The sequence below is a fragment of the Paenarthrobacter sp. NEAU-H11 genome (assembly GCF_050573415.1).
Taxonomy (GTDB): domain Bacteria; phylum Actinomycetota; class Actinomycetes; order Actinomycetales; family Micrococcaceae; genus Arthrobacter.
Genome location: NZ_JBNZGA010000002.1, coordinates 48,851 through 69,690, shown reverse-complemented (window position 1 = coordinate 69,690; position 20,840 = coordinate 48,851). Strand labels below are relative to the sequence as shown.

Sequence of the window (20,840 nt, the reverse complement as noted above, 5' to 3'; positions counted from 1 at the left end):
CCTCCCGCCATACCTCGGGGGGGCTTATGTGGCTCCGGTGGTGCGGCTGGAAACCAGCCGCACCACCCACGCCCTGTACGGCGAGGACGGCGTTCACTTGGCGGACCTCGCCGATGACCGGGTGACGGCCGAGCTCCTGCACCGCGGACAAAAAGGCGGAGCCGGGGGCGGCGGGGAGAAGCAGCATTGGCGTGAGTGGGAACTGGAACTCGTCCATGGCGATCCCGGGTTCTTCGGCCCCGCCGAGGAGCTGCTGGCCAAGGCCGGAGCCCGTCCCGCCGGGCACGCCTCGAAGCTTGCCCGTGCGCTGGGCGGCGCCGCCGGCTCCCTCCCGGACGCCGGCCCGTCCCGGAACGGAAGTACCCCTGCCCTGGCTGCCGGCAGGAAGGCCCCCGCAGCCGCCGTCGTCACTGCCTACCTCAGTGGACAGATCGGGGAGATCCTGGCCCAGGACCCGGGAGTCCGGCTGGAGGAGCCCGAGTCGGTGCACGACATGCGGTCCGCGCTCCGCCGGGTCCGCTCCGTGCTTTCTGCCTACTCAAAACTCTATGCAGCCGCTCCTGTGCGCCGGCTGCGCGACGAACTGAAATGGCTGGGCCAGCTGCTCGGCGCGCCACGGGATGCCGAGGTCCTGCTGGCCAGGCTCCGCGGGCACCTCGACGACCTTACGCCGGGGGAGGGCGTGGACGACGTCAGGGCCAAGGTGGAGCACAAAGTGGGCGGCGCCTATGACGACGGTTACCGGCAGCTCCAGGAGGCGCTGCGCTCGGAACGCTACTTCCGGCTCCTGGATGACCTGGAGGCGTTCCGGGACAAACCGCCGGTCCGTCCGGACCCGGTGGTGCCGGGGCGCCGCGTGGCTGCGAAAGCCGTGGCCAAGGCTGCCAGGCGGCTGCGGCGCTCGCACAAGGCCGCGGTGCGGTCCAAGCGCGGAACGGCCCACGAAACCGCCCTCCACCAGGTGCGCAAGGATGCCAAGAAGCTGCGGCACGTGGCGGAATCTGCCGCCCAGGTCTACGGCAAACGTGGGGACAAGGTGGCCAAGGCCGCGCACCGGCAGCAAAAGATCCTGGGCAATTTCCACGACGCCGTGATCGCCCGGGACCTGCTGGCCACGGTGGGCTCACGCCAGGAACCGACGCCGGCTGCGGCAGCCTATGCAGCATTGGAGACGCGGGAGGACGGGCTGATCAGCAGCTCCGAGGCCCAGTACCGGAAAGCCCGCAGGAAGTCGCGGAAACTGCTGCGCCGCGGGCTGGGGTAGCGGCATGTCAGGGCAACGCGGGGTCAGATAACGCCCGATAAATCGCTGATATCGGGCAGGAAGTGACCCCGCGTTGGCGTTATTTCCCCTGCCGCGCGGACAGCCGGGCCACGGCCAGCGCCAGCCAGAGCTGCACGCGGTCCGCAGTGACGGCGGGGTCGTAACCGGTCAGCTCGGTAATCTGCGCCAGCCGGTACCGGACGGTGTTCCGGTGCAGGGTGAGCTCCTCGGCGACGGCGGCCACCGAGCCGTTGTTGTTGAGGTAGCTCTCCAGCGTGGCCATCAGTTCCGAGCCGTGGGCGGCGTCAAAGGTCCGCAGCGGGTCCAGGGACTCGTTGGCCATGTCCGCCAGCGGTACGTCCTCGCTGGCCAGGAGCAGCGATGTCAGGCTGAGGCGCTCCGGCTCATTGACGGGCAGGCCGTGGCTTGCCGCGTCACGGGCCTCAAAGTAGCTCCACCGCAGGCCGTTCGGCTTGGTGTACGCGCCGCCGATCCCGATCGTGGCGTGGATGCCGGCTTCTGCCAGGTGGTCGCTCAGCTTCCGGGCAAGGGCAGGTGCGCCGCCGCCGTCGTCGTTAATGACCAGCACCAGGTCCTTGCCCACGACGGCGGCCACCGCCTTTTCCAGTTCGCGCGGCACCGAGGTACTCACCAGTGCCTTGTTGTGGGCGGCCGAAACGGCCAGCAGCACCACGTTCTTCCGGGTGCTGTTGACGCCCACGCCGGCCAGGCGCCGCTGGGCCTCGCTGGTCTCCAGCGCCCCGTGGATCACGTCTTCCAGGACCTGGCCGCAGAGGGCACGCTGGGCCTGGCGCTGCTTGACCATGTTGTTCAGCTCCACGCTGATCAGGCTTTGGGCGTACCCGATGATGCCCGAGTCCTCGAAGGGCTGCCGGACCCAGAGCGTGCAGGCATCCCGCCGGCCGGTGGGGACGGGATAGGAGGACCAGGAGTCCGCGGACGGGGAATCGCTGCTGCTGTTGTAGAGCTGGGCCGTGAACTGGGTGAGGGCCACGTCGGTGCGCAGCATGTTGCCCAGGTGCTTGAGGAGCTCGGCGAGCCCGCCACCGGTCAGCAGGGCCCGGGCCAGAATCTGGTGCCCGGCGATCAGCCGCTCGAGCTTGGCGTAGTGGTCCGCGGACTGGGCGTCGGCCACCAGCTTGCCAATGGCAATGAACGGCGTCTCGTAGGGAACCTCCACCACCGGCAGGCCCCACCGGTTCGCCTCCGCCAGCAGGGCAGGAGGGACCGTCTCGTGCGAGAGCCCCACGCCGAAGCCAATGCCCACGGCACCGGCCCGCTGCACCTGCCGGACAAAGCGCCGCTGCTCCGGCGCGGATCGCAGGCGCAGGCCGGTGGTGAGGATCAGTTCCCCGCCGTTGAGGAACCGGTGCGGATCCTCCAGTTCCGTGACTGCCACCCAGTTGATGTCCTGGTGCCAGGTGGTCTCGGCGACCCCGGCCTTGGACAACTTCAGGGAGTTAACACCCAGCAGGGCGGCAAGGGAGATGGCCATGGATCAAGGATAAACGGGCGCTGGGCAACCGCACTAAACAGCTCCCGGAAGGGTGTGCAGGTGGCTATTCACTGCACAGGGGCGCTGGCATAGGCTCAAGGCAGTTCCATCCATCCGCCCCGAACTCCGCCCGGGCGCGGGTGGCCCCTACGAAAGAGGTTGCACACCGTGGTCCAAACCTTGCAGAACTTCATCAACGGGAAGTTCGTCACCCCTGCCGGCACCACCCTGCTGGACATCGTGAACCCGACCAACGGGGAAGTCGTGGCGCACTCGCCCGTCTCGGTGCAGGCTGATGTGGACGCCGCCATGACCGCAGCCAAGGACGCCTTCAGGACCTGGAAGCACGTCACCCCGGGGCAGCGCCAGCTGATGCTCCTCAAGCTCGCCGACGCCGTCGAGGCCAACAGTGACGAACTCGTGGAGGCCCAGCACCGCAACACGGGCCAGGTCCGCTCCCTGATCGCCTCCGAGGAAGTGGCGGCCGGCGCCGACCAGCTCCGTTTCTTTGCCGGCGCAGCCCGCATCCTTGAAGGCAAGTCCGCCGGCGAATACTTCGAGGGGCACACCTCCTACGTCCGCCGCGAACCCATCGGCGTCGTGGCCCAGGTTGCACCCTGGAACTATCCCTTCCTGATGGCCATCTGGAAGATCGGCCCGGCGCTCGCCGCCGGCAACACCGTGGTCCTCAAGCCCTCGGACACCACCCCCGAATCCACGCTGGTCCTGGCCCGCCTCGCAGGGGACATCCTGCCCGCCGGCGTCCTGAACGTGGTGCTGGGCACGGGCGAGACCGGTGCCCTGATGGTGGACCACAAGGTTCCCGGCCTGGTGTCCATCACCGGCTCCGTCCGTGCCGGCATCGCTGTGGCGTCCGGTGCCGCCAAGGGCCTCAAGCGTGCCCACCTGGAGCTTGGCGGCAAGGCGCCGGCCATCGTCTTCAAGGACGCCGATATCAAGAAGAGTGCCGCGGCCATCGCCGAGTTCGCATTCTTCAACGCAGGCCAGGACTGCACCGCGATCACGCGCGTGCTGGTGGAGGACTCGGTGCACGACGACGTCGTCGCCGCCATGGTGGAGCACACCAAAACCCTCCGCACCGGCTCGCAGAACGATGAGGACAACTACTTCGGCCCGCTGAACAACATCAACCACTTCAACGCCGTCAGCTCGGTGGTGGAGAACCTGCCTGCCAACTGCCGGATCGAAATTGGCGGCCACCGGGCGGGGGAGAAGGGCTACTTCTTCGAACCCACCATCGTCACCGGCGCCAGGCAAAGCGATGACATCGTCCAGAAGGAAACCTTTGGGCCCGTCATCACCGTGCAGAAGTTCAGCACCGAGGAAGAAGCTGTGGAACTGGCGAATGACGTGGACTATGCCCTCGCCTCCAGCGTGTGGACCACCGACCACGGTACGGCCATGCGCCTGAGCCGCGACCTGGACTTCGGCGCCGTCTGGATCAACACCCACATCCTCCTCACCGCCGAAATGCCCCACGGCGGCTTCAAGCAGTCCGGCTACGGCAAGGACCTCTCCATGTACGGCGTTGAGGACTACACGCGCATCAAGCACGTCATGAGTGCACTCGACGCATAACCCCGCCGCCAAACCTCCGCATCAAACCCCAGGCTTTCCAGAAAGGCTCCCCATGACCACCACCGCATCAGACATCACCTTCCGCCTGGAGCAGAAGCGCCGGGTCCAGGCCGACTTCCCCGGGCCCAAGTCGGTGGCACTGGCCGAGCGCCGCAAGGCGGTAGTTGCCGCCGGCGTCGCCTCCGCCGTTCCCGTCTACGTGGCAGACGCCGACGGCGGGATCATCCACGACGTCGACGGCAACTCCTTCATCGACCTCGGCTCAGGCATCGCGGTGACCAGCGTGGGCGCGTCCGATCCCGCCGTCGTCGGGGCCGTCAAGGAAGCCGTGGAGCACTTCACGCACACCTGCTTCATGGTCACCCCGTACGAGGGGTACGTGGCCCTCGCGGAGCAGCTCAACCGCCTCACGCCCGGCGACCACGAGAAGCGCACGGTCCTCTTCAACTCCGGCGCTGAGGCGGTGGAGAACGCCGTCAAGGTGGCCCGCCTCGCCACCGGACGCGACGCCGTCGTGGCCTTCGACCACGCCTACCACGGCCGGACCAACCTCACCATGGCGCTCACCGCCAAGGCCATGCCGTACAAGACCAACTTCGGCCCCTTCGCGCCCGAGGTGTACCGCATGCCCATGAGCTACCCGTACCGCGAGGAAAACCCGGAGATCACCGGTGCCGAGGCCGCCAAGCGCGCCATCACCATGATCGAGAAGCAGATCGGCGGGGACCAGGTTGCCGCGATCATCATCGAACCCATCCAGGGCGAAGGCGGGTTCATTGTCCCGGCCGAGGGCTTCCTCCCGGCACTGGCCGCGTGGGCCAAGGAGAAGGGCATCGTCTTCATCGCGGACGAGGTCCAGTCCGGCTTCTGCCGCACCGGTGAATGGTTCGCCGTCAACCACGAGGGTGTTGTCCCGGACATCCTGACCCTGGCCAAGGGCATCGCCGGCGGCATGCCGCTCTCCGCCATCACCGGCCGGGCAGACCTGCTCGACGCCGTGCACCCCGGGGGCCTGGGCGGCACCTACGGCGGCAACCCGGTGGCATGCGCTGCCGCGCTGGCATCCATCGGCTCCATGGAGGAGTACGACCTGAACGGCCGGGCCCGCCACATTGAAGCCCTGGCCACTACCCGCCTCCGCGCGCTGCAGGCCGAGCTTGCCGGTGCCGGAACCGCCGTCATCGGCGATGTCCGCGGGCGCGGCGCCATGCTCGCCGTCGAACTGGTCCAGGCCGGCTCCAAGGAACCGAACCCGGAGCTGACCAAGGCCGTGGCGGCCGCGTGCCTGAAGGAAGGTGTCATCATCCTCACCTGCGGCACCTACGGAAACGTGATCCGCCTGCTGCCGCCGCTGGTCATCACCGACGAACTGCTGACCGACGGCCTGGACGTCCTGGCCGCCGCCATCAAAGCCAACGCGTAGCAGTCCACAGAGTTAGCGTCCCTCGCAACGGCGCGAACACAACCCGAGGCCCCGGAACTACTGTTCCGGGGCCTCGGGGGATTAAGGCGCCGCTACCTCTGGGCTTTGTCCGGTTCGCCGATGACCACCTGCGCGGGACTGTGCAGCACGTAGCCGTTGAGCCAGGAAAACAGGGCGCGGACTTTCTGCTGGAATCCGGACAGCAGGGCAAGGTGCACCAGGAGCCAGGACAGAAAAGCCAGCGGACCCTGGAGCTGGACGCGCCGGCGCCCAAGTTCAGCCACCGCCGCGCCCCGTCCGATCATCGCCATGTATCCCTTGTCCACGTAGCGGAAAGGCTGCCGGGTTCCGCCGTTGAGGTCGGCAAGGATGTTGCGCGCGGCCCACTTCCCGGCCTGCTGGGCCACCGAACCGAGCTGCGGCAGTTTCGCTCCGGTCGAATCGGTGATGTTGGCGGCGTCGCCGACGACATACACGCCTTCCGCACCAGGGGCCGTCAGGTCCGCCTGGACGTCGATCCGGCCGCCCTTTCCCTGCGGCAGCCCCGAGCCGGCGATGAGGTCACCGCCCTTCAGCCCGCCGGCCCAGACAACGATCCCGCCCGGGATGACCGTCCCGTCAGCCAGCGTCACGCCGTCGGCCCTGACTTCGGTGACGCCCACCCCCATATGCATCTGGACCCCTATCTTCGCCAGGCGTTGCCGGGTGTATTCCTGGGACTTGGAAGAAAACATGGCGAGCACGCTCGGCACCATGTCCACCAGGTGCACGCGGCACCGGGCCGCCAGTTCCGGGGAGAAGAACTTTGCCACAACGAACTTGGTGTTTTCCGCCAGGGCGCCGGCAGTCTCCACCCCCGTGGGACCGCCGCCCACCACCACCATGTCCACTTCGGTTCCAGGCTCGCGGTCGGCCCGGTCCAGCAGCCGGGTCACGCTGGTTCCGAGCCTGGTGGCGTCGGTCACGGAGTACAGCGGGAAGGCATGCTCCTCCGCCCCGGGCGTATTGAAGAAGTTGGGCACGGCGCCCACGGCGATCACCAAAACCTGGGCGCGGAACGTGTCACCCTCGTCGGTGGTGACGGTGCGGTTTCCAACATCAACCGAGGCCACTTCCGCGGTCAGGACCCGCACGTTGCGAATCCGCCGGAACATGGACCGGATGGGGCGGGCAATGGCGGACACGCCGATCTGCGAGGTGGCCACCTGGTACAGCAGCGGCTGGAACTGGTGGTAGTTGTTCGAATCGATAAGCAGGACGCGGACGCCCTTGCGGCCAAGTTCCCTGGCTGCAGCGGTGCCGGCGAATCCGGCCCCGATCACGATGACCTGATATGAGTCCTCCATCCGAGCAACCTACTCCACCGGGGTTCCCGGCAACAGGGGGCTAGGGGGATTTGAGGGCCGCCCGGTTCCGTCTCCGGGCCACGGACGCCTTGCGGGCCGTGCGCAGCATGTCCACGGTCAGGACCAGCAGCGCCACCCACACCACGCCGAAGCCGATCCAGCGGTCCAGGGTCATCGCTTCCCTGAACACCACCAGCGCCAGGATGAACTGCAGCACTGGCGCGAAGTACTGCAGCAGCCCGATGGTTGTCAGGGGAAGGCGGCGGGCCGAGGCTCCAAAGAACAGCAGCGGTACCGCCGTGATCACGCCGGAGGCCAGCAGGAGCCAGAAATGGCCCGGTCCCTGTGTGGTGAGCGTGGCTGTTCCGGCGGCTGCCAGGTAGACCATCGTGGCCGCCGCGAACGGGGCCAGCACCATGCTCTCCACGCTGAGGCTGGTGACGGCGTCCACCCTGGACCCCACCCGCTTCTTGACGAAACCGTAGAGGCCGAAGCTGAGGGCCAGGGTCAGTGCGATCCACGGCAGCTTGCCGTAGGAGTAGGTGAGGACGCCCACCGCCACAAAACCGATGCCGACGGCGGTCCACTGCAGCGGACGCAGCCTCTCCTTCAGGACGAACACGCCCAGCAGGACAGACACCAGCGGGTTGATGAAGTAGCCAAGGGAGGCCTCAACGGCCTGCCCGGTGGTCACCCCGTAGGTGTACGTCAGCCAGTTGACGGCGATCAGGAGGGCGGCCAGGGCCAGCGAACCAAGCACGGCCCGGTCCCGCAGGGCCTGCGCCAGCGCGGACCAGGAACGGGTGGCCATGATGAGGAGGGCGCAGAACAGCAGGGACCACACCACCCGGTTGGCCACGATTTCGACGGCGCCCGCCGGCATGAGGACAAAGAAGTACAGCGGGAGCAGCCCCCACAGCCCGTAAGCCCCGATGCCAAAGAGGATTCCCGCCGTCGTCTCCTTATCTACGGCCTTGGGACCGGCGGCTTTGGGGCCGGCTGCCCGGGAAGGACGGGGCGCAGCGGCGGGAGCCGGGGCACTGGCGGGGGAGGATCCATCGGGAGTGGGCACGGAACCCATAACACCACCCCGGGGGCAGGTATTCCAGCAGGCAGGGCACGCAACCGGCAAATAATCAGTAGGCTTGCTTTTATGATCTTCGCCAAGCGGCCGGACACGGCCCCATGAGGCTCCGGCGCAGCAACGCTTCGGGCCGAGGCTACCGCCGTGTTGCTGCCGGTAAAGGCTTCAGCTACCGGGACCTGGACGGCTCCACCTTGCCGCCCGGTCCGGTTCGGGACCGGCTGGAAAGTATCGGCATTCCGCCGGCGTGGACAGATGTATGGATTGCCCCGTTCGAGAACGGGCACATCCAGGCAACCGGTGTGGATGCGGTGGGCCGGCGCCAGTACATCTACCACCCGGAATGGCGGGAACGGAAGGACCGGGTGAAATTCGACCGTTCCCTGCAACTGGCGGAGTCGCTGCCGTCGGCCCGCCGCAGGGTCACCATGGACCTGCGCAGTGAGGGCTTTTCGCGTGACCGGGTCCTCGCCGGGGCCTTCCGGATGCTGGACAGCGGATCGCTGCGGGTGGGGTCTGAGCGGTACACGAACGAGAACGGCAGCCACGGGCTCGCCACCCTGCTCTGCGCCCACGTGACGGTGCGCAAGGACCGTATCCTGCTGAAGTTTCCCGCCAAGAGCGGCAAGGACTGGGAGTCGGAATTCCGCGACGCAGACCTCGCCGTCCTGCTGCGGCTGCTCAAGCGGCGCGGCCCCAATGCCCGGCTCCTGGCGTACAAGGAGGGACGGCAGTGGAAGCCGGTCACCAGTGCCGACATCAACGCCTACGTGAAGGAGCGGACCGGATCCGACTTCACGGCCAAGGACTTCCGGACCCTGCGGGGCTCGGTTGCGGCTGCGGGCAGCCTGGCCCGCACAGGCGCCCGGCGGACGGCGGCCAAACGCAAGAGGGCCATCGCCCGGGCCATGATGGAAGCGTCCGAGGTGCTGGGCAACACGCCGTCGATCGCCCGCAAGAGCTACGTCGATCCCCGCATAGTGGATCACTACCACGAGGGCGAAACCATCGATCCCAAACGGCCCGACTCCGCCGAAGCCGAGCTCAGGGCCCTGCTGTACCGCGAAGGTGACGTGGTTCCGCTGGCGAAGAGCGGCTGAGCCCTAGAATAGGGGACTGTGCGCTACCTGTCCGGCGCATTCTCGTCAAGACAGCCAGTTCAGAAGGGCTTCCGGTGTCCAACCACAGCGAATCCGCCTCCTCCCGTCCCCTCCGCGTCGCCATTGTGGGCGCGGGGCCGGCCGGTGTCTACGCTGCGGACATCCTCACGAAGTCCAGCGGGGTCAAGGACGGCGACTTCGCGGTCAGCATCGACCTGTTCGAGGCCTACCCGGCGCCGTACGGCCTGATCCGGTACGGCGTGGCGCCGGACCATCCCCGGATCAAGGGCATTGTCAATGCGCTGCACAAGGTCCTGGACCGCGGCGACATCCGGTTCCTGGGAAATGTAACGTACGGCCGGGACCTCACCCTGCACGACTTCCGGGCCTTCTATGATGCCGTGATCTTTTCCACCGGCGCGGTCAAGGACGCTGACCTGGACATTCCCGGCATCGAGCTGCAGGGCTCCTTCGGCGGCGCTGACTTTGTGTCCTGGTACGACGGCCACCCGGACGTCCCCCGCGAGTGGCCCCTGGAGGCGAAGGAAATCGCGGTGATCGGCAACGGCAACGTGGCACTGGATGTGGCCCGCATGCTGGTCAAGCATCCTGAGGAGCTGCTGAGCACCGAGATTCCGGACAACGTATACCAGGGGCTGAAGGCTTCGCCGGTCACGGACGTGCACGTCTTCGGCCGCCGGGGCCCGGCCCAGGTGAAGTTCACGCCGCTGGAACTGCGGGAACTAAGCCACATGAACGACGTGGACATTGTGCTCTACCCCGAGGACTTCGAGTTCGACGAAGCCTCCGATGACGCCATCCGCAGCAACAACCAGATCAAGACCATGGTGAACACGCTCACCAACTGGCTGGTGGAGGAGCACACCGAGTCCGAGAATCCGTCCTCCAGGCGGCTCCACCTGCACTTCCTGCACAGCCCCGTAGAGGTGCTCGACGACGGCACGGGCAAGGTGGGCGGGATCAAGTTCGAGCGCATGCAGCTCGACGGGACCGGGAATGCCAAGGGCACGGGGGAGTACATCGAGTACCCGGTCCAGGCCGTTTACCGGGCCATCGGTTACCACGGCTCCGCACTGGACGAACTCGAGTACGACGCCAAGCGGGGCGTCATCCCCAACGAAGGCGGCCGGGTCCTGGACGCTGAAGGCAACCCCGTTCCCGGCATCTACGCCACCGGCTGGATCAAGCGCGGGCCGGTAGGCCTGATCGGCCACACCAAGGGCGACGCCCTGGAAACCATCGGTTTCCTCCTTGAGGACCGGCTGACCCTGCCCCCGGCCAAGAACCCTGACCCGCAGGCGATTATCGACCTGCTGGAAGAGCGCGGCATCGAATACACCACATGGGAGGGCTGGAACAGGCTCGACGCCCACGAAGCAGGCCTCGGTGCTGCCTGGACCGGGCCCGAAGGCCTGGACCACGTGGTCCGCGAACGCATCAAGGTGGTGCCGCGCGAGGAGATGATCCGCATCTCCCGCGGCTAACGGTTCCCGCCCCCCAACCTTGCGGCTGACGCGTCCCTGTTTGCGTAACTTTTGCAGGCAGCTGGTCCCCGCAACCGCGCCGTTCCGGGGACTGCCGCCTGCCACAGGCGCCAAAAGCAACGCATTTGCGGCTGCCGTTCAGCCGGCTGAGGGGTACAATTGCCGGGCTGGCAGAACGAATGCCGTGCACCATCATGGGAGTTCGATGACGAACCTGATCCAGCCGGCCGAGCCGCACCAGCGAGCCGCCCTCGCCGGGCATGAGTTCCTGGACGGTGCCGCTGCCGGCACCCCGGAAATACCAGGCCTGCGCAAGCTCATCAAAGAGTCCTGGCAGCGTTCGGCCAGTTTCAAGGCAAACCCGGACAGCCCGGCAGCCCCGCTCGCCATGGACCGGGACGTGCTGGAGGACTACCGCAGCCAGCACCCCCTGGCCGCCATCATGCCTGTCATTAACAAGCTCCTGGTCCAGCCCAGCCACGACAGCGGCCTGCTGGTGGCAGTGGGTGACGAGGTGGGCCGGCTCCTGTGGGTGGACGGGGACCCCGTGCTGCAGCGCCGCGCCGAGGGCATGATGTTCGTCCCGGGTGCCGACTGGTCCGAGGCAACGGTGGGAACAAGTGCCCCCGGAACCGCCCTTGCCCTGGGCCGGGGAATCCAGATCGCCGGGGCCGAGCACTACCAGCGCACCGTCCATCCCTGGAGCTGCACCGCTGTTCCTTTCCACGATCCGGATTCCGGCGCCGTCCTGGGCGTGGTGGACATCACCGGTACGGCCACGGCGGTGGCACCCCACACGTTGTCGCTCGTCGAGGCGACCGTGGCCGCCGCGCAGGCGCAGCTGCGGGTTGAACGGCTGCAGCTGGCGGCGTCGCTGGCCAGCAGGCCTGCACGACGGCGGAGCCAGGGCAGCGCTTCCCGGTCACCGGTGCCGGGGGCGAAGGAGGGCAGCCTGTACCGCAACAGCCTCCAGCTGCTGGGCCGCGACCAGGCCCTGCTCAGCATCGAGGGCAAAACCGTGGTGCTGTCCGCCCGGCACAGCGAAATCCTCGCCCTGCTGAGCTCGCACCCGGACGGACTGAGCGCCGAGGAACTCAGCGTCCTCCTGTACCCGGGCGACGGCTCCACCATGACCCTGCGCGCCGAAATGGTCCGGCTGCGCAAGGTCCTGCAGCAGCTCAATCCGGCCGCCGTTCCCGGCTCGCGGCCGTACCGGCTGCCCCTGGACCTGGTGCCGGACAGCGGCCAGGTCCTTAACTGCCTGCAGCGCGGCGCCCACCGGATCGCTCTGGAGATCTACCGCGGGGCCGTGCTGCCCAAGTCCGAGGCCCCCGGCATCATCGACCTCCGGGACAGGGTCTCGTCCCTGATGCGGGAAGCCGTCCTCACGGACGGCAGCGCCGAAACGCTGCTCAAGTACGCTGAGCTGCCCGAGGCGAGGGACGACGTCGGGGTCCGGCGTGCCGCCCTGAAACTGCTGCCTGCCCGCTCGCCCAAGCGTGCCGCCGTCGTCGCCGACCTCGAGCGGCTGGAAGCCGAACTGCGCGCCTGACAATGAGCCCCTGTGATGTGGGCCACAGGGTTGCAACCTGACTGCAACCTTTGCCCTCCTACGCTGAGTGCAACGGCGGAGGCCATGAGCCGGCCTCCGCCCCATGCACAGCAAAGGAGCTAGCAATGACTGTTTACGCCCAGCCCGGCACCGAGGGTTCGAAGGTCACGTTCAAGGACCGCTACGAGAACTGGATCGGCGGCGAATGGGTGGCCCCGGTGAAGGGCCAGTACTTCGAAAACGTCACCCCGGTCACGGGCAAGGTCTTCTGCGAGGTTGCCCGCGGCACGGCGGAGGACATTGAACTGGCGCTCGACGCCGCGCACAAGGTTGCGCCGTCCTGGGGCAAGACCTCCGTGGCCGAGCGCGCCGCGATCCTGAACAAGATCGCTGACCGGATCGACGAGAACCTGGAAATGCTGGCCGTCGCCGAGTCCTGGGACAACGGCAAGCCCGTCCGCGAAACCCTCAACGCCGACATGCCCCTGGCCGCGGACCACTTCCGCTACTTCGCTTCCGCCGTCCGCGCCCAGGAGGGCCGGCTCTCGCAGCTCGACGAGGACACCACCGCCTACCACTACCACGAGCCGCTCGGCGTCGTCGGCCAGATCATCCCGTGGAACTTCCCCATCCTGATGGCCGTGTGGAAGCTCGCGCCCGCCCTCGCCGCCGGCAACGCCGTGGTGCTCAAGCCCGCCGAGCAGACGCCGGCGTCCATCCTGGTCCTGATGGAGCTCATCGGCGACCTGCTCCCCGCCGGCGTCCTGAACGTGGTCAACGGCTTCGGCGTCGAGGCAGGCAAGCCGCTCGCCTCCAGCCCCCGGATCCGGAAGATCGCCTTCACGGGCGAGACCACCACCGGGCGGCTGATCAGCCAGTACGCCAGCCAGAACCTGATTCCGGTGACCCTTGAGCTCGGCGGCAAGAGCCCGAACATCTTCTTCAACGACGTCGCCCAGGAGAACGACGCGTTCTACGACAAGGCGCAGGAGGGCTTCGCGCTGTTTGCCTTCAACCAGGGCGAGGTCTGCACCTGCCCGTCCCGCGCGCTGGTCCAGGAAGACATCTACGAGTCCTTCATGGCCGACGCCGTTGCCCGGGTGGAAAAGATGGTCCAGGGCAACCCACTGGACACCGAAACCCAGGTCGGGGCGCAGGCCTCCAACGACCAGCTCGAGAAGATCCTTTCCTACATCGACATCGGCAAGCAGGAAGGCGCCACGGTCCTGACCGGCGGCGCCCGGGCCGAGCTGCCCGGCGACCTTGCCGGCGGTTTCTACGTCCAGCCCACGGTCTTCGAGGGCCACAACAAGATGCGGATCTTCCAGGAGGAGATCTTCGGCCCGGTGGTCGCCGTGACGAAGTTCAGCGACTACAACGACGCCATGGGCATCGCCAACGACACCCTCTACGGCCTCGGCGCCGGCGTCTGGTCCCGCAACGGCAACGTGGCATACCGGGCAGGCCGGGAAATCCAGGCCGGCCGTGTCTGGGTGAACAACTACCACGCCTACCCGGCGGGCGCCGCGTTCGGCGGCTACAAGTCCTCAGGCATCGGGCGCGAGAACCACGCCATGATGCTGGACCACTACCAGCAGACCAAGAACCTGCTGGTCAGCTACAACGAAAACAAGCTCGGCTTCTTCTAGAAGTAGCCGCTGCACCCCAGTTCCAAACCCGCTACAACGACGCAAGGATTTCGCCAATGACGACGAGAATGCAAGCAGCAGTAGTAACCGAATTCGGCAAGGACCTCCAGGTCCAGGACCTCGAGATTCCCGCCCCCGGCCCGGGACAGGCACTGGTCAAGGTCCTGACCACCGGCGTCTGCCACACCGACCTCCACGCGGCGGAAGGTGACTGGCCCGTCAAGCCCTCACCGCCCTTCATCCCCGGCCACGAGGGCGTGGGGGAAGTGGTGGCCCTCGGCGAGGGCGTCACCGACCTGGCCGTCGGTGACCTGGTGGGCAATGCCTGGCTCTGGTCCGCCTGCGGCGACTGCCAGTACTGCCGCACCGGCTGGGAAACACTCTGCGAAGTGCAGAAGAACGCCGGCTACAGTGTTGACGGCTCGTTCGGCGAGTACATGCTGGTGGACTCGCGCTTCGCCGCCCGCATACCGGCGGGATCCGACCCCGTCGAGGTGGCGCCGGTGCTCTGCGCCGGCGTCACCGTCTACAAGGGCCTGAAAATGACCGAAGCAAGGCCGGGGCAGTGGGTCACCATTTCCGGCATCGGCGGCCTTGGTCACATCGCCGTCCAGTATGCCGTCGCCATGGGCCTCCGGGTGGCTGCCGTGGATATTGCCGACGACAAACTCGCCCTGGCGAAGGCGCACGGCGCCGAACTGACGGTCAACGCCCTGCATGAGGACCCGGTGGAAGTCATCCAGCGCGAAACCGGAGGATGCCATGGAGTACTGGTCACCGCGGTGCATCCCTCGGCCTTCGGGCAGGCGATCGGCATGGCACGCCGTGGCGGGACGATCGTGTTCAACGGCCTGCCGCCCGGCGACTTTCCCGCACCGATCTTCGAGATTGTGCTCAAGGGCCTGACAGTCCGCGGTTCAATCGTGGGCACCCGACAGGACCTGGAGGAGGCGCTGGACTTCTACGCCCAGGGCAAGATCCACCCCACGGTGTCCGTCCGGGAACTCTCGGAGGTCAACGCCGTCCTGGATGAAATGAAGCACGCCAAGATCGACGGCCGCGTAGTCCTGAGGTTCTGATGCCGCTGGACAGGCTTGAGGCCGGGGTGACGCTGCCCGGGGAGGACTTCTCCCGGGTGGCGCTCACCCCGGCGGCCGTGCAGCTGCTGCGGAAACTGTGGCTCCAGCACGGTCCGCTCATGTTCCACCAGTCCGGCGGCTGCTGCGACGGGTCCTCGCCCATGTGCTATCCGGCGGGCGACTTCATCACCGCGGAAGCAGACGTCCTGCTTGGCCTCTTCGACCTCTCCGAGGGACTGGAACCGCGGCCGCTGGAATTCTGGATGTCGCGGGAGCAGTTCAGCTACTGGAGCCACACGCACCTGACGGTGGACGTGGTGCCGGGCAGGGGGAGCGGCTTTTCGGTCGAGGCGCCGGAGGGAAAAAGGTTCCTGATCCGGTCCGCCCTGATGGACTGGCCCGCCTAGGCCGGTTCGACCAACTACCACTTGGGACCCTTCATCTGAAGGGTCCCAAGTGCTTTGCCGGAATAAAGTTCGGCAGAGTAACCGTCTCACCATTCGGGACAATTGGGCCCGTCCAGTGGATGGACACTACCGTTAATAGGTCTGTTTCCATCCGAAACCAGGATTGTGATCCCCCAATGAACCTTCTCCGGACCAAATCCATCGAGCAGTCGATCGCCGACGCCGATGAGCCCGGGCGCAAGCTGAAGCGCTCCCTCAGTACCTGGGACCTGATGATCATGGGCGTCGCGGTTGCTGTCGGCGCCGGCATCTTCTCCGTTGGCGCCAAGGCTGCGGCCAACTTCTCCGGTCCCGCCGTGACCCTGTCCTTCGCCATCGCCGCCGTAACCTGCGCGCTGGCCATCATGTGCTACGCCGAGTTCGCCACCGCCATCCCCGTGGCAGGTTCCGCGTACGTCTTCACTTACGCCACCATGGGCGAACTCCTGGCCTGGATCATCGGCTGGAACCTGATCCTGGAGCTTTTCACCGCCGCGGCCGTGATCGCCAAGTACTGGGGCATCTACCTCAGCAAGGTATTCGCCCTCATGGGCGCCGATATTCCGCCGGCGATCTCCCTGGGCGGGATTGACCTCTACTGGGGTGCCTTCCTGATCGTGGCCGTCTTCACCGTGCTGCTGGTCCTGGGCACTAAGCTGTCCGCCCGCGTAGGCAACATCTTCACCCTGATCAAGATCGGCGTCGTCCTCTTTGTCATCGTGGTGGGCTTCACCTACGTGAAGGTCGAAAACTACGCCCCGTTCATCCCGGCCGCCCAGCCGACCGGCGGCGCCGGTGGCGCCGACGTCCTGAAGCAGTCGTTCTTCGGCTTCCTCACCGGAGCCGCCCCCGCCCAGTACGGCACCCTTGGCATCTTCGCCGGCGCCGCTCTGGTCTTCTTTGCCTTCATCGGCTTTGACGTGGTGGCCACCTCGGCGGAAGAAGTAAAGAACCCGCAGAAGACGCTGCCGCGCGGCATCTTCGGCGGCCTGGCCCTGGTAACCCTGCTCTACATCCTGGTGTCCCTGGCACTCACGGGCATGGTGTCCTACACGCAGCTTGCCGAGGCCGAGAACCCCACCCTCACCACGGCCTTCGAAGCAGTGGGGGACACCTCGGCGGCCAAGATCATTGCCTTCGGCTCCCTGGTGGGCCTGACCACCGTGATCATGGTGCTCCTCATGGGCCTGTCCCGCGTGGTGCTGGCCATGAGCCGCGACGGGCTACTTCCCCGTGCACTGTCCAAGACCAGCCAGAAGCGTTCGACACCGGTGCGCCTCCAGATCATCTGCGGGGCCGCCGTCGCCCTGGTCGCCGGGCTGACCAACGTGGACCTGCTGGAAGAAATGATCAACATCGGGACGCTGTCCGCCTTCGTGGTGGTAAGCCTGGGCATCCTGGTGCTCCGCAAGAAGCGCCCGGACCTGAAGCCGGCCTTCCGCGTACCGTTCGGCAAGGTCCTGCCCGTCGTGTCCGCCGTGCTGTGCTTCTACCTGATGACCAACCTCGCGGTGGAGACCTGGATCTTCTTTGCGGTCTGGCTGGTCATCGGCATGGCGATCTACTTCTCCTACGGCCAGCGCCACTCCCGCCTCAACGAACGCTTCGGCGTCGCGAGCGCGGCGGTCAACGGACCGGCTGCTGACAAAGTGCGCGACGGCGAGGACGAGCTCACCCGCGCCTGACACCCCGTGCGAATGCCCGCCCCGCCCTGGCCTGGCCAGGGCGGGCATTCGCATGTCCGGCTTCTAGGATGGATCACATGGCCCGTCCCACACGATCCGAACGCAAGGCAGAACTCCTGGCCGCGATCCTGGATTACCTGATGGACAAAACGCTTGCCGAGCTCACCTTCCGGAGCCTCGCTGAGGGCCTGGGGATGAGCGCGTATGTGCTGGTGTACCACTTTGGAAGCCGGGACCAGCTGATCAACGACATTGTGGTTTCCATCGAGTCCCGGCTGGACCGGATGCGCAACACCGATGTGCACGACATCGACCGTGCCGCCTGGCGGGACTTCCTGCTGGACTCCTGGCAGTGGACCATGGCCCAGCGGAACCGGCACCTGACGCGCCTGGAATTCGAAGCGACGGCGCAGGACATCGTGGCCGCCGAACCGAGGGGAACGTCGCAGGAGCACTTCCGGATGCTCCACCATAAAACCCGCGACTGGCTCATGGTGCAGGGAATTCCGGAGGAGTTTGCCGACACCGACGCCCGGCTGTTCACGTCCACCTTCTACGGGCTGCAGTTCGACTTCGTGGTCATGAATGAGCCGGAAGCGGCCACCAAGGCCTTCGAGCTGATGCTGGCGGTCTTCTTCAACAACCTGGAAACGCGCCTGGCGCCCGGTGGCGGGCAGGGCTGAGCCGTCCCCGGCGCCGCAGGCCGGGCGTTGGCAGGAACTGCGGAAATCCAGGCCTGGCCACTGGAAACTGTCCCTTACGGTGCCGTCTCAGAGCTGTAACAATGAGCCGTACACGGATGTGCTGGCAGTCGTACCATGATTGAATCGGATAGTCGAACTTCTGTTCGAATGTCGAACACTGGGCTTGGGGGCGGGTCAGCCCCCGGTCATGGGCACGAAGGAGTGATCATGAAACGTCGTCTTATTTCCATCCTGGCAGTTGCCTCTGTCCTGGGGCTGGCGGCCTGCGGAAGCGGCTCGCCCAGTTCCACCGGCGGCGGAAGCGCACCGGCCACCGGGGGCGGCGGCGCGGGCTTGACCAAGGTCAGCGTCGGCGTCATCCCCATTGTGGACTGTGCCCCCATCTACCTTGGCGACAAGCAGGGATTCTTCAAGGACGAAGGCCTTCAGCTGGACATCCAGACGGCCACGGGCGGCGCGGCGATTGTCCCCGGCGTGGTCAGCGGCAGCTTCGACTTCGCGTTCTCCAACCTGATTTCGGTGATGGTCGCCAAGGACAAAGGGCTGGACCTGAAGTTCGTGGCCAACGGCGCCTCCACCACCGGCGAGAAGGGCAAGGACATCGGCGGCGTCGTGGCCCCGGCCGGCTCGGACATCAAGTCCGCGAAGGACCTGGCCGGCAAAACGGTGTCCGTGAACAACCTCTCCAATATCGGCGACACCACCATCAAGTCGGTGATCGAGAAGGACGGCGGTGATCCAAGTGGGGTGAAGTTCGTGGAGGTAGCCTTCCCGGACGCCCCGGCGGCCCTGGCCAACAAGCAGGTGGACGCCGCGTGGATCCTGGAGCCCTTCCTGTCGAAGGCCGTTGCTGAAGGCGGAACCGTGGTGTCGTCCAACTTTGTGGAAATGAGCCCGGAACTGGACATCGCCGGCTACTTCACCAAGGGCGACACCATCAAAGGCAAAGCGGAGCTGACCGGGAAGTTCACCCGGGCCATGAACAAGTCCCTTGAGTACGCCCAGGAGCATCCGCAGGAAGTCCGCGACATCGTGGGCACCTACACGAAGATCGACGAGGCCACCCGGGCCAGGATGATCCTGCCGCGCTACCGCACTGACTTCGACAAGGATGCCTTCAAGACGCTCGGCGATGCCGCGGCCAAGTACGGCACCCTGAGCAAAGCGCCGAGTGCGGACGACCTCCTCCCGTGAGTTCAGGAACCCTGGCCACCGGCGGGGCCGCTCCACGGGCGGAGCGGCCCCGAAGGAAGGGCGGCAAGGGAGCGGCGAAACAACTGCTCGGAGTCGCGGGGATCATCGGATTCCTGGCCACCTGGGAGCTCATTCCCCGCCTCGGCCTGATTAATGAACGGTTCCTCCCGCCCGCCAGTGAAGTGGTTGCCGCCCTGGTTGTTGACTTCGGCCTCACGGCCTTCTGGGTTGCGGTGGGAGAGACCATGAAAGCGTGGTTCCTCGGCCTCCTGATCGCCGTGGCCGCAGCCGTCCTGCTCGGTTTCATCATCGGCTCCAGCGGCTTCCTCCGGAAGGCCACCAACTCCACCATCGAGTTCCTGCGCCCCATCCCGTCGGTGGCCCTTATCCCCTTGGCCGTGCTGCTCTTCGGGGTAAAGATCGAGTCGTCCCTGCTGCTCATCGTGTACGCCTCCTTCTGGCAGGTCCTCATTCAGGTGCTCTACGGCGTGGCCGACGTCGACATGGTCGCCAACAACACTGCCAAGACCTACGGACTGGGCCGGATGGCCCGCATCCGGTACGTCGTGTTTCCGACGGCCCTGCCCTACCTGATGACGGGTGTTCGGCTTGCCGCTGCGGTGGCGCTGGTCCTGGCCATCACGGCGGAACTGGTGATCGGTTCCCCGGGCCTGGGCCGGGAGATTGCCCTCGCCCAGTCCGGCGGCGCCATCTCCGGCATGTACGCCCTGGTGCTGGCCACCGGCCTGATCGGTGTCCTGATCAACATGGTGATGCGCCAGATCGAGAAGCGGATCCTGGCATGGCACTCGTCTGTGCGCTCGGAGGTGATCGTATGAGGTCGTTGAAAAACCTCGGCTATATCGTGGGCCTGCCCGTCCTGCTGGTCCTGGTCTGGTGGTCCTCCACCCTGGGAGCGGTCAACTTTTTTGTCCCCCGGCCCGCCGACCTTGTGGGGACCTTCGGCAAAGTATGGTTCGGTGACAGGTTCTTTTCCGATGTCCTGCCCAGCCTGGGCAGGCTGGTGGTGGGCGTGGCGGTGGCCATTGCCATCGGAGTTGTGGGCGGGGTCCTGATCGGGTCCATCCGGTGGCTGCGGGCACTGCTGGAACCGACGCTGGAATTCTTCCGTGCCATCCCGCCGCCGGTCCTGGTGCCGGTGCTGATGCTGCTGATGGGCATCACCGACTCCATGAAGGTCATGGTGATCATTTCCGGTTGCGTCTGGCCCGTGCTGCTCAACACCATCGAGGGTGTGCGGGCTGTGGACCCGGTGCTCTCCGACTCGGCACACACGTACGGCATCAGCGGCTGGGCGCGCGTGCGGCACCTGGTGCTTCCTTCCGCCAGCCCGCAGATCATGGCCGGGGTGCGCCAGTCGCTGTCCCTCGGGCTGATCCTCATGGTGATTTCCGAAATGTTTGCCTCGTCCTCCGGGCTGGGCTTCATCATTGTCCAGTTCCAGCGGTCCTTCGCCATCCCGGAAATGTGGTCCGGCATTGTGGTCCTGGGCCTGCTGGGCGTGGCCATGTCTTTCATCTTCCAGTGGGCGGAGCGGAACATCCTGCGCTGGTACCACGGCCAGAAAGAGGTAGAAAATGCAGCCTGAACCCACCCAAGCGACAACGGAGGCCACCCTTTCCGTCCGCGGGCTGAAGAAGGTCTACCAGACCGACGGCGGTGACGTGGAGGCG

Annotated in this window: 17 protein-coding genes; 14 read left to right on the top strand and 3 right to left on the bottom strand. The window is 66.5% G+C overall.

Going from position 1 to position 20,840, the window contains the following annotated elements; genetic code table 11:
- On the top strand, positions 1 to 1,264 hold a 1,264-nt coding region (locus ACQ3DC_RS02880), incomplete at its 5' end, for a CHAD domain-containing protein (RefSeq protein WP_430751476.1).
- Between the two features lie 79 nt (positions 1,265 to 1,343).
- On the opposite strand, the gene ACQ3DC_RS02875 is transcribed toward ACQ3DC_RS02880, so the two are convergent.
- Positions 1,344 to 2,780: a PucR family transcriptional regulator gene (locus ACQ3DC_RS02875; RefSeq protein ID WP_157241534.1), complete on the bottom strand. Its 1,437-nt coding sequence runs from the start codon at positions 2,778 to 2,780 to the stop codon at positions 1,344 to 1,346.
- 168 nt (positions 2,781 to 2,948) lie between these two features.
- Between ACQ3DC_RS02875 and ACQ3DC_RS02870 the strand changes: the two genes are divergently transcribed.
- Both ACQ3DC_RS02870 and gabT read left to right on the top strand, forming a co-directional pair.
- On the top strand, positions 2,949 to 4,379 hold the full coding sequence (locus ACQ3DC_RS02870) for a gamma-aminobutyraldehyde dehydrogenase (RefSeq protein ID WP_321214150.1): 1,431 nt from the start codon (positions 2,949 to 2,951) through the stop codon (positions 4,377 to 4,379).
- A gap of 52 nt (positions 4,380 to 4,431) precedes the next feature.
- Positions 4,432 to 5,802 carry a 4-aminobutyrate--2-oxoglutarate transaminase gene (gene gabT / locus ACQ3DC_RS02865; protein WP_321214149.1) on the top strand — a complete coding sequence of 457 codons (1,371 nt, stop codon included), beginning with the start codon at positions 4,432 to 4,434 and terminating at the stop codon, positions 5,800 to 5,802.
- Positions 5,803 to 5,894: 92 nt separating this feature from the next.
- On the opposite strand, the gene ACQ3DC_RS02860 is transcribed toward gabT, so the two are convergent.
- Both ACQ3DC_RS02860 and rarD read right to left on the bottom strand, forming a co-directional pair.
- Positions 5,895 to 7,148 carry an NAD(P)/FAD-dependent oxidoreductase gene (locus tag ACQ3DC_RS02860; protein WP_430751475.1) on the bottom strand — a complete coding sequence of 418 codons (1,254 nt, stop codon included), beginning with the start codon at positions 7,146 to 7,148 and terminating at the stop codon, positions 5,895 to 5,897.
- A 40-nt stretch (positions 7,149 to 7,188) separates the two neighbouring features.
- Positions 7,189 to 8,229 (bottom strand): EamA family transporter RarD, encoded by a 1,041-nt coding sequence (rarD, locus tag ACQ3DC_RS02855; protein ID WP_430751474.1) that lies wholly within the window; start codon positions 8,227 to 8,229, stop codon positions 7,189 to 7,191.
- 104 nt (positions 8,230 to 8,333) lie between these two features.
- Between rarD and ACQ3DC_RS02850 the strand changes: the two genes are divergently transcribed.
- The 11 genes from ACQ3DC_RS02850 (at position 8,334) to ACQ3DC_RS02800 (ending at position 20,755) form a co-directional block, all read left to right on the top strand.
- Positions 8,334 to 9,332, top strand: a complete 999-nt coding sequence (locus ACQ3DC_RS02850) for a DNA topoisomerase IB (RefSeq protein ID WP_321214147.1) — start codon at positions 8,334 to 8,336, stop codon at positions 9,330 to 9,332.
- Between the two features lie 74 nt (positions 9,333 to 9,406).
- Entirely contained in the window at positions 9,407 to 10,837 is a 1,431-nt protein-coding gene (locus ACQ3DC_RS02845) for an FAD-dependent oxidoreductase (RefSeq protein WP_321214146.1), read from the top strand.
- Between the two features lie 205 nt (positions 10,838 to 11,042).
- Complete coding sequence (locus ACQ3DC_RS02840; protein WP_430751473.1) at positions 11,043 to 12,389, top strand: GAF domain-containing protein; 1,347 nt, start codon at positions 11,043 to 11,045, stop codon at positions 12,387 to 12,389.
- Between the two features lie 125 nt (positions 12,390 to 12,514).
- The gene (exaC, locus tag ACQ3DC_RS02835) at positions 12,515 to 14,038 is read left to right on the top strand and encodes an acetaldehyde dehydrogenase ExaC (protein WP_157241544.1); all 1,524 of its coding nucleotides are present in this window, start codon (positions 12,515 to 12,517) and stop codon (positions 14,036 to 14,038) included.
- A 56-nt stretch (positions 14,039 to 14,094) separates the two neighbouring features.
- Entirely contained in the window at positions 14,095 to 15,117 is a 1,023-nt protein-coding gene (gene adhP / locus ACQ3DC_RS02830; RefSeq protein ID WP_197432478.1) for an alcohol dehydrogenase AdhP, read from the top strand.
- On the top strand, positions 15,117 to 15,524 hold the full coding sequence (locus ACQ3DC_RS02825; protein ID WP_430751472.1) for a DUF779 domain-containing protein: 408 nt from the start codon (positions 15,117 to 15,119) through the stop codon (positions 15,522 to 15,524). The genes adhP and ACQ3DC_RS02825 overlap by 1 nt, the downstream gene beginning before the upstream one ends.
- Before the next feature lie 176 nt (positions 15,525 to 15,700).
- Positions 15,701 to 17,248 carry an amino acid permease gene (locus ACQ3DC_RS02820; RefSeq protein ID WP_430751471.1) on the top strand — a complete coding sequence of 516 codons (1,548 nt, stop codon included), beginning with the start codon at positions 15,701 to 15,703 and terminating at the stop codon, positions 17,246 to 17,248.
- Positions 17,249 to 17,325: 77 nt separating this feature from the next.
- Entirely contained in the window at positions 17,326 to 17,931 is a 606-nt protein-coding gene (locus tag ACQ3DC_RS02815; protein WP_157241547.1) for a TetR/AcrR family transcriptional regulator, read from the top strand.
- A 228-nt stretch (positions 17,932 to 18,159) separates the two neighbouring features.
- On the top strand, positions 18,160 to 19,146 hold the full coding sequence (locus ACQ3DC_RS02810) for an ABC transporter substrate-binding protein (protein ID WP_157241548.1): 987 nt from the start codon (positions 18,160 to 18,162) through the stop codon (positions 19,144 to 19,146).
- Entirely contained in the window at positions 19,143 to 19,985 is an 843-nt protein-coding gene (locus tag ACQ3DC_RS02805) for an ABC transporter permease (RefSeq protein WP_421092436.1), read from the top strand. Before ACQ3DC_RS02810 ends, ACQ3DC_RS02805 begins: the two co-directional genes overlap by 4 nt.
- On the top strand, positions 19,982 to 20,755 hold the full coding sequence (locus ACQ3DC_RS02800) for an ABC transporter permease (protein ID WP_430751470.1): 774 nt from the start codon (positions 19,982 to 19,984) through the stop codon (positions 20,753 to 20,755). The genes ACQ3DC_RS02805 and ACQ3DC_RS02800 overlap by 4 nt, the downstream gene beginning before the upstream one ends.
- Positions 20,756 to 20,840 lie beyond the last annotated feature (85 nt).

What these genes read in the sequence shown, in the direction of transcription:
- ACQ3DC_RS02875 (WP_157241534.1), bottom strand. Translation starts at nt 2,780, where the DNA reads ATGGCCATCTCCCTTGCCGCCCTGCTGGGTGTTAACTCCCTGAAGTTG.
- gabT (WP_321214149.1), top strand. Translation starts at nt 4,432, where the DNA reads ATGACCACCACCGCATCAGACATCACCTTCCGCCTGGAGCAGAAGCGC.
- ACQ3DC_RS02860 (WP_430751475.1), bottom strand. Translation starts at nt 7,148, where the DNA reads ATGGAGGACTCATATCAGGTCATCGTGATCGGGGCCGGATTCGCCGGC.
- rarD (WP_430751474.1), bottom strand. Translation starts at nt 8,229, where the DNA reads ATGGGTTCCGTGCCCACTCCCGATGGATCCTCCCCCGCCAGTGCCCCG.
- ACQ3DC_RS02850 (WP_321214147.1), top strand. Translation starts at nt 8,334, where the DNA reads ATGAGGCTCCGGCGCAGCAACGCTTCGGGCCGAGGCTACCGCCGTGTT.
- ACQ3DC_RS02840 (WP_430751473.1), top strand. Translation starts at nt 11,043, where the DNA reads ATGACGAACCTGATCCAGCCGGCCGAGCCGCACCAGCGAGCCGCCCTC.
- exaC (WP_157241544.1), top strand. Translation starts at nt 12,515, where the DNA reads ATGACTGTTTACGCCCAGCCCGGCACCGAGGGTTCGAAGGTCACGTTC.
- adhP (WP_197432478.1), top strand. Translation starts at nt 14,095, where the DNA reads ATGACGACGAGAATGCAAGCAGCAGTAGTAACCGAATTCGGCAAGGAC.
- ACQ3DC_RS02825 (WP_430751472.1), top strand. Translation starts at nt 15,117, where the DNA reads ATGCCGCTGGACAGGCTTGAGGCCGGGGTGACGCTGCCCGGGGAGGAC.
- ACQ3DC_RS02820 (WP_430751471.1), top strand. Translation starts at nt 15,701, where the DNA reads ATGAACCTTCTCCGGACCAAATCCATCGAGCAGTCGATCGCCGACGCC.
- ACQ3DC_RS02815 (WP_157241547.1), top strand. Translation starts at nt 17,326, where the DNA reads ATGGCCCGTCCCACACGATCCGAACGCAAGGCAGAACTCCTGGCCGCG.
- ACQ3DC_RS02810 (WP_157241548.1), top strand. Translation starts at nt 18,160, where the DNA reads ATGAAACGTCGTCTTATTTCCATCCTGGCAGTTGCCTCTGTCCTGGGG.
- ACQ3DC_RS02800 (WP_430751470.1), top strand. Translation starts at nt 19,982, where the DNA reads ATGAGGTCGTTGAAAAACCTCGGCTATATCGTGGGCCTGCCCGTCCTG.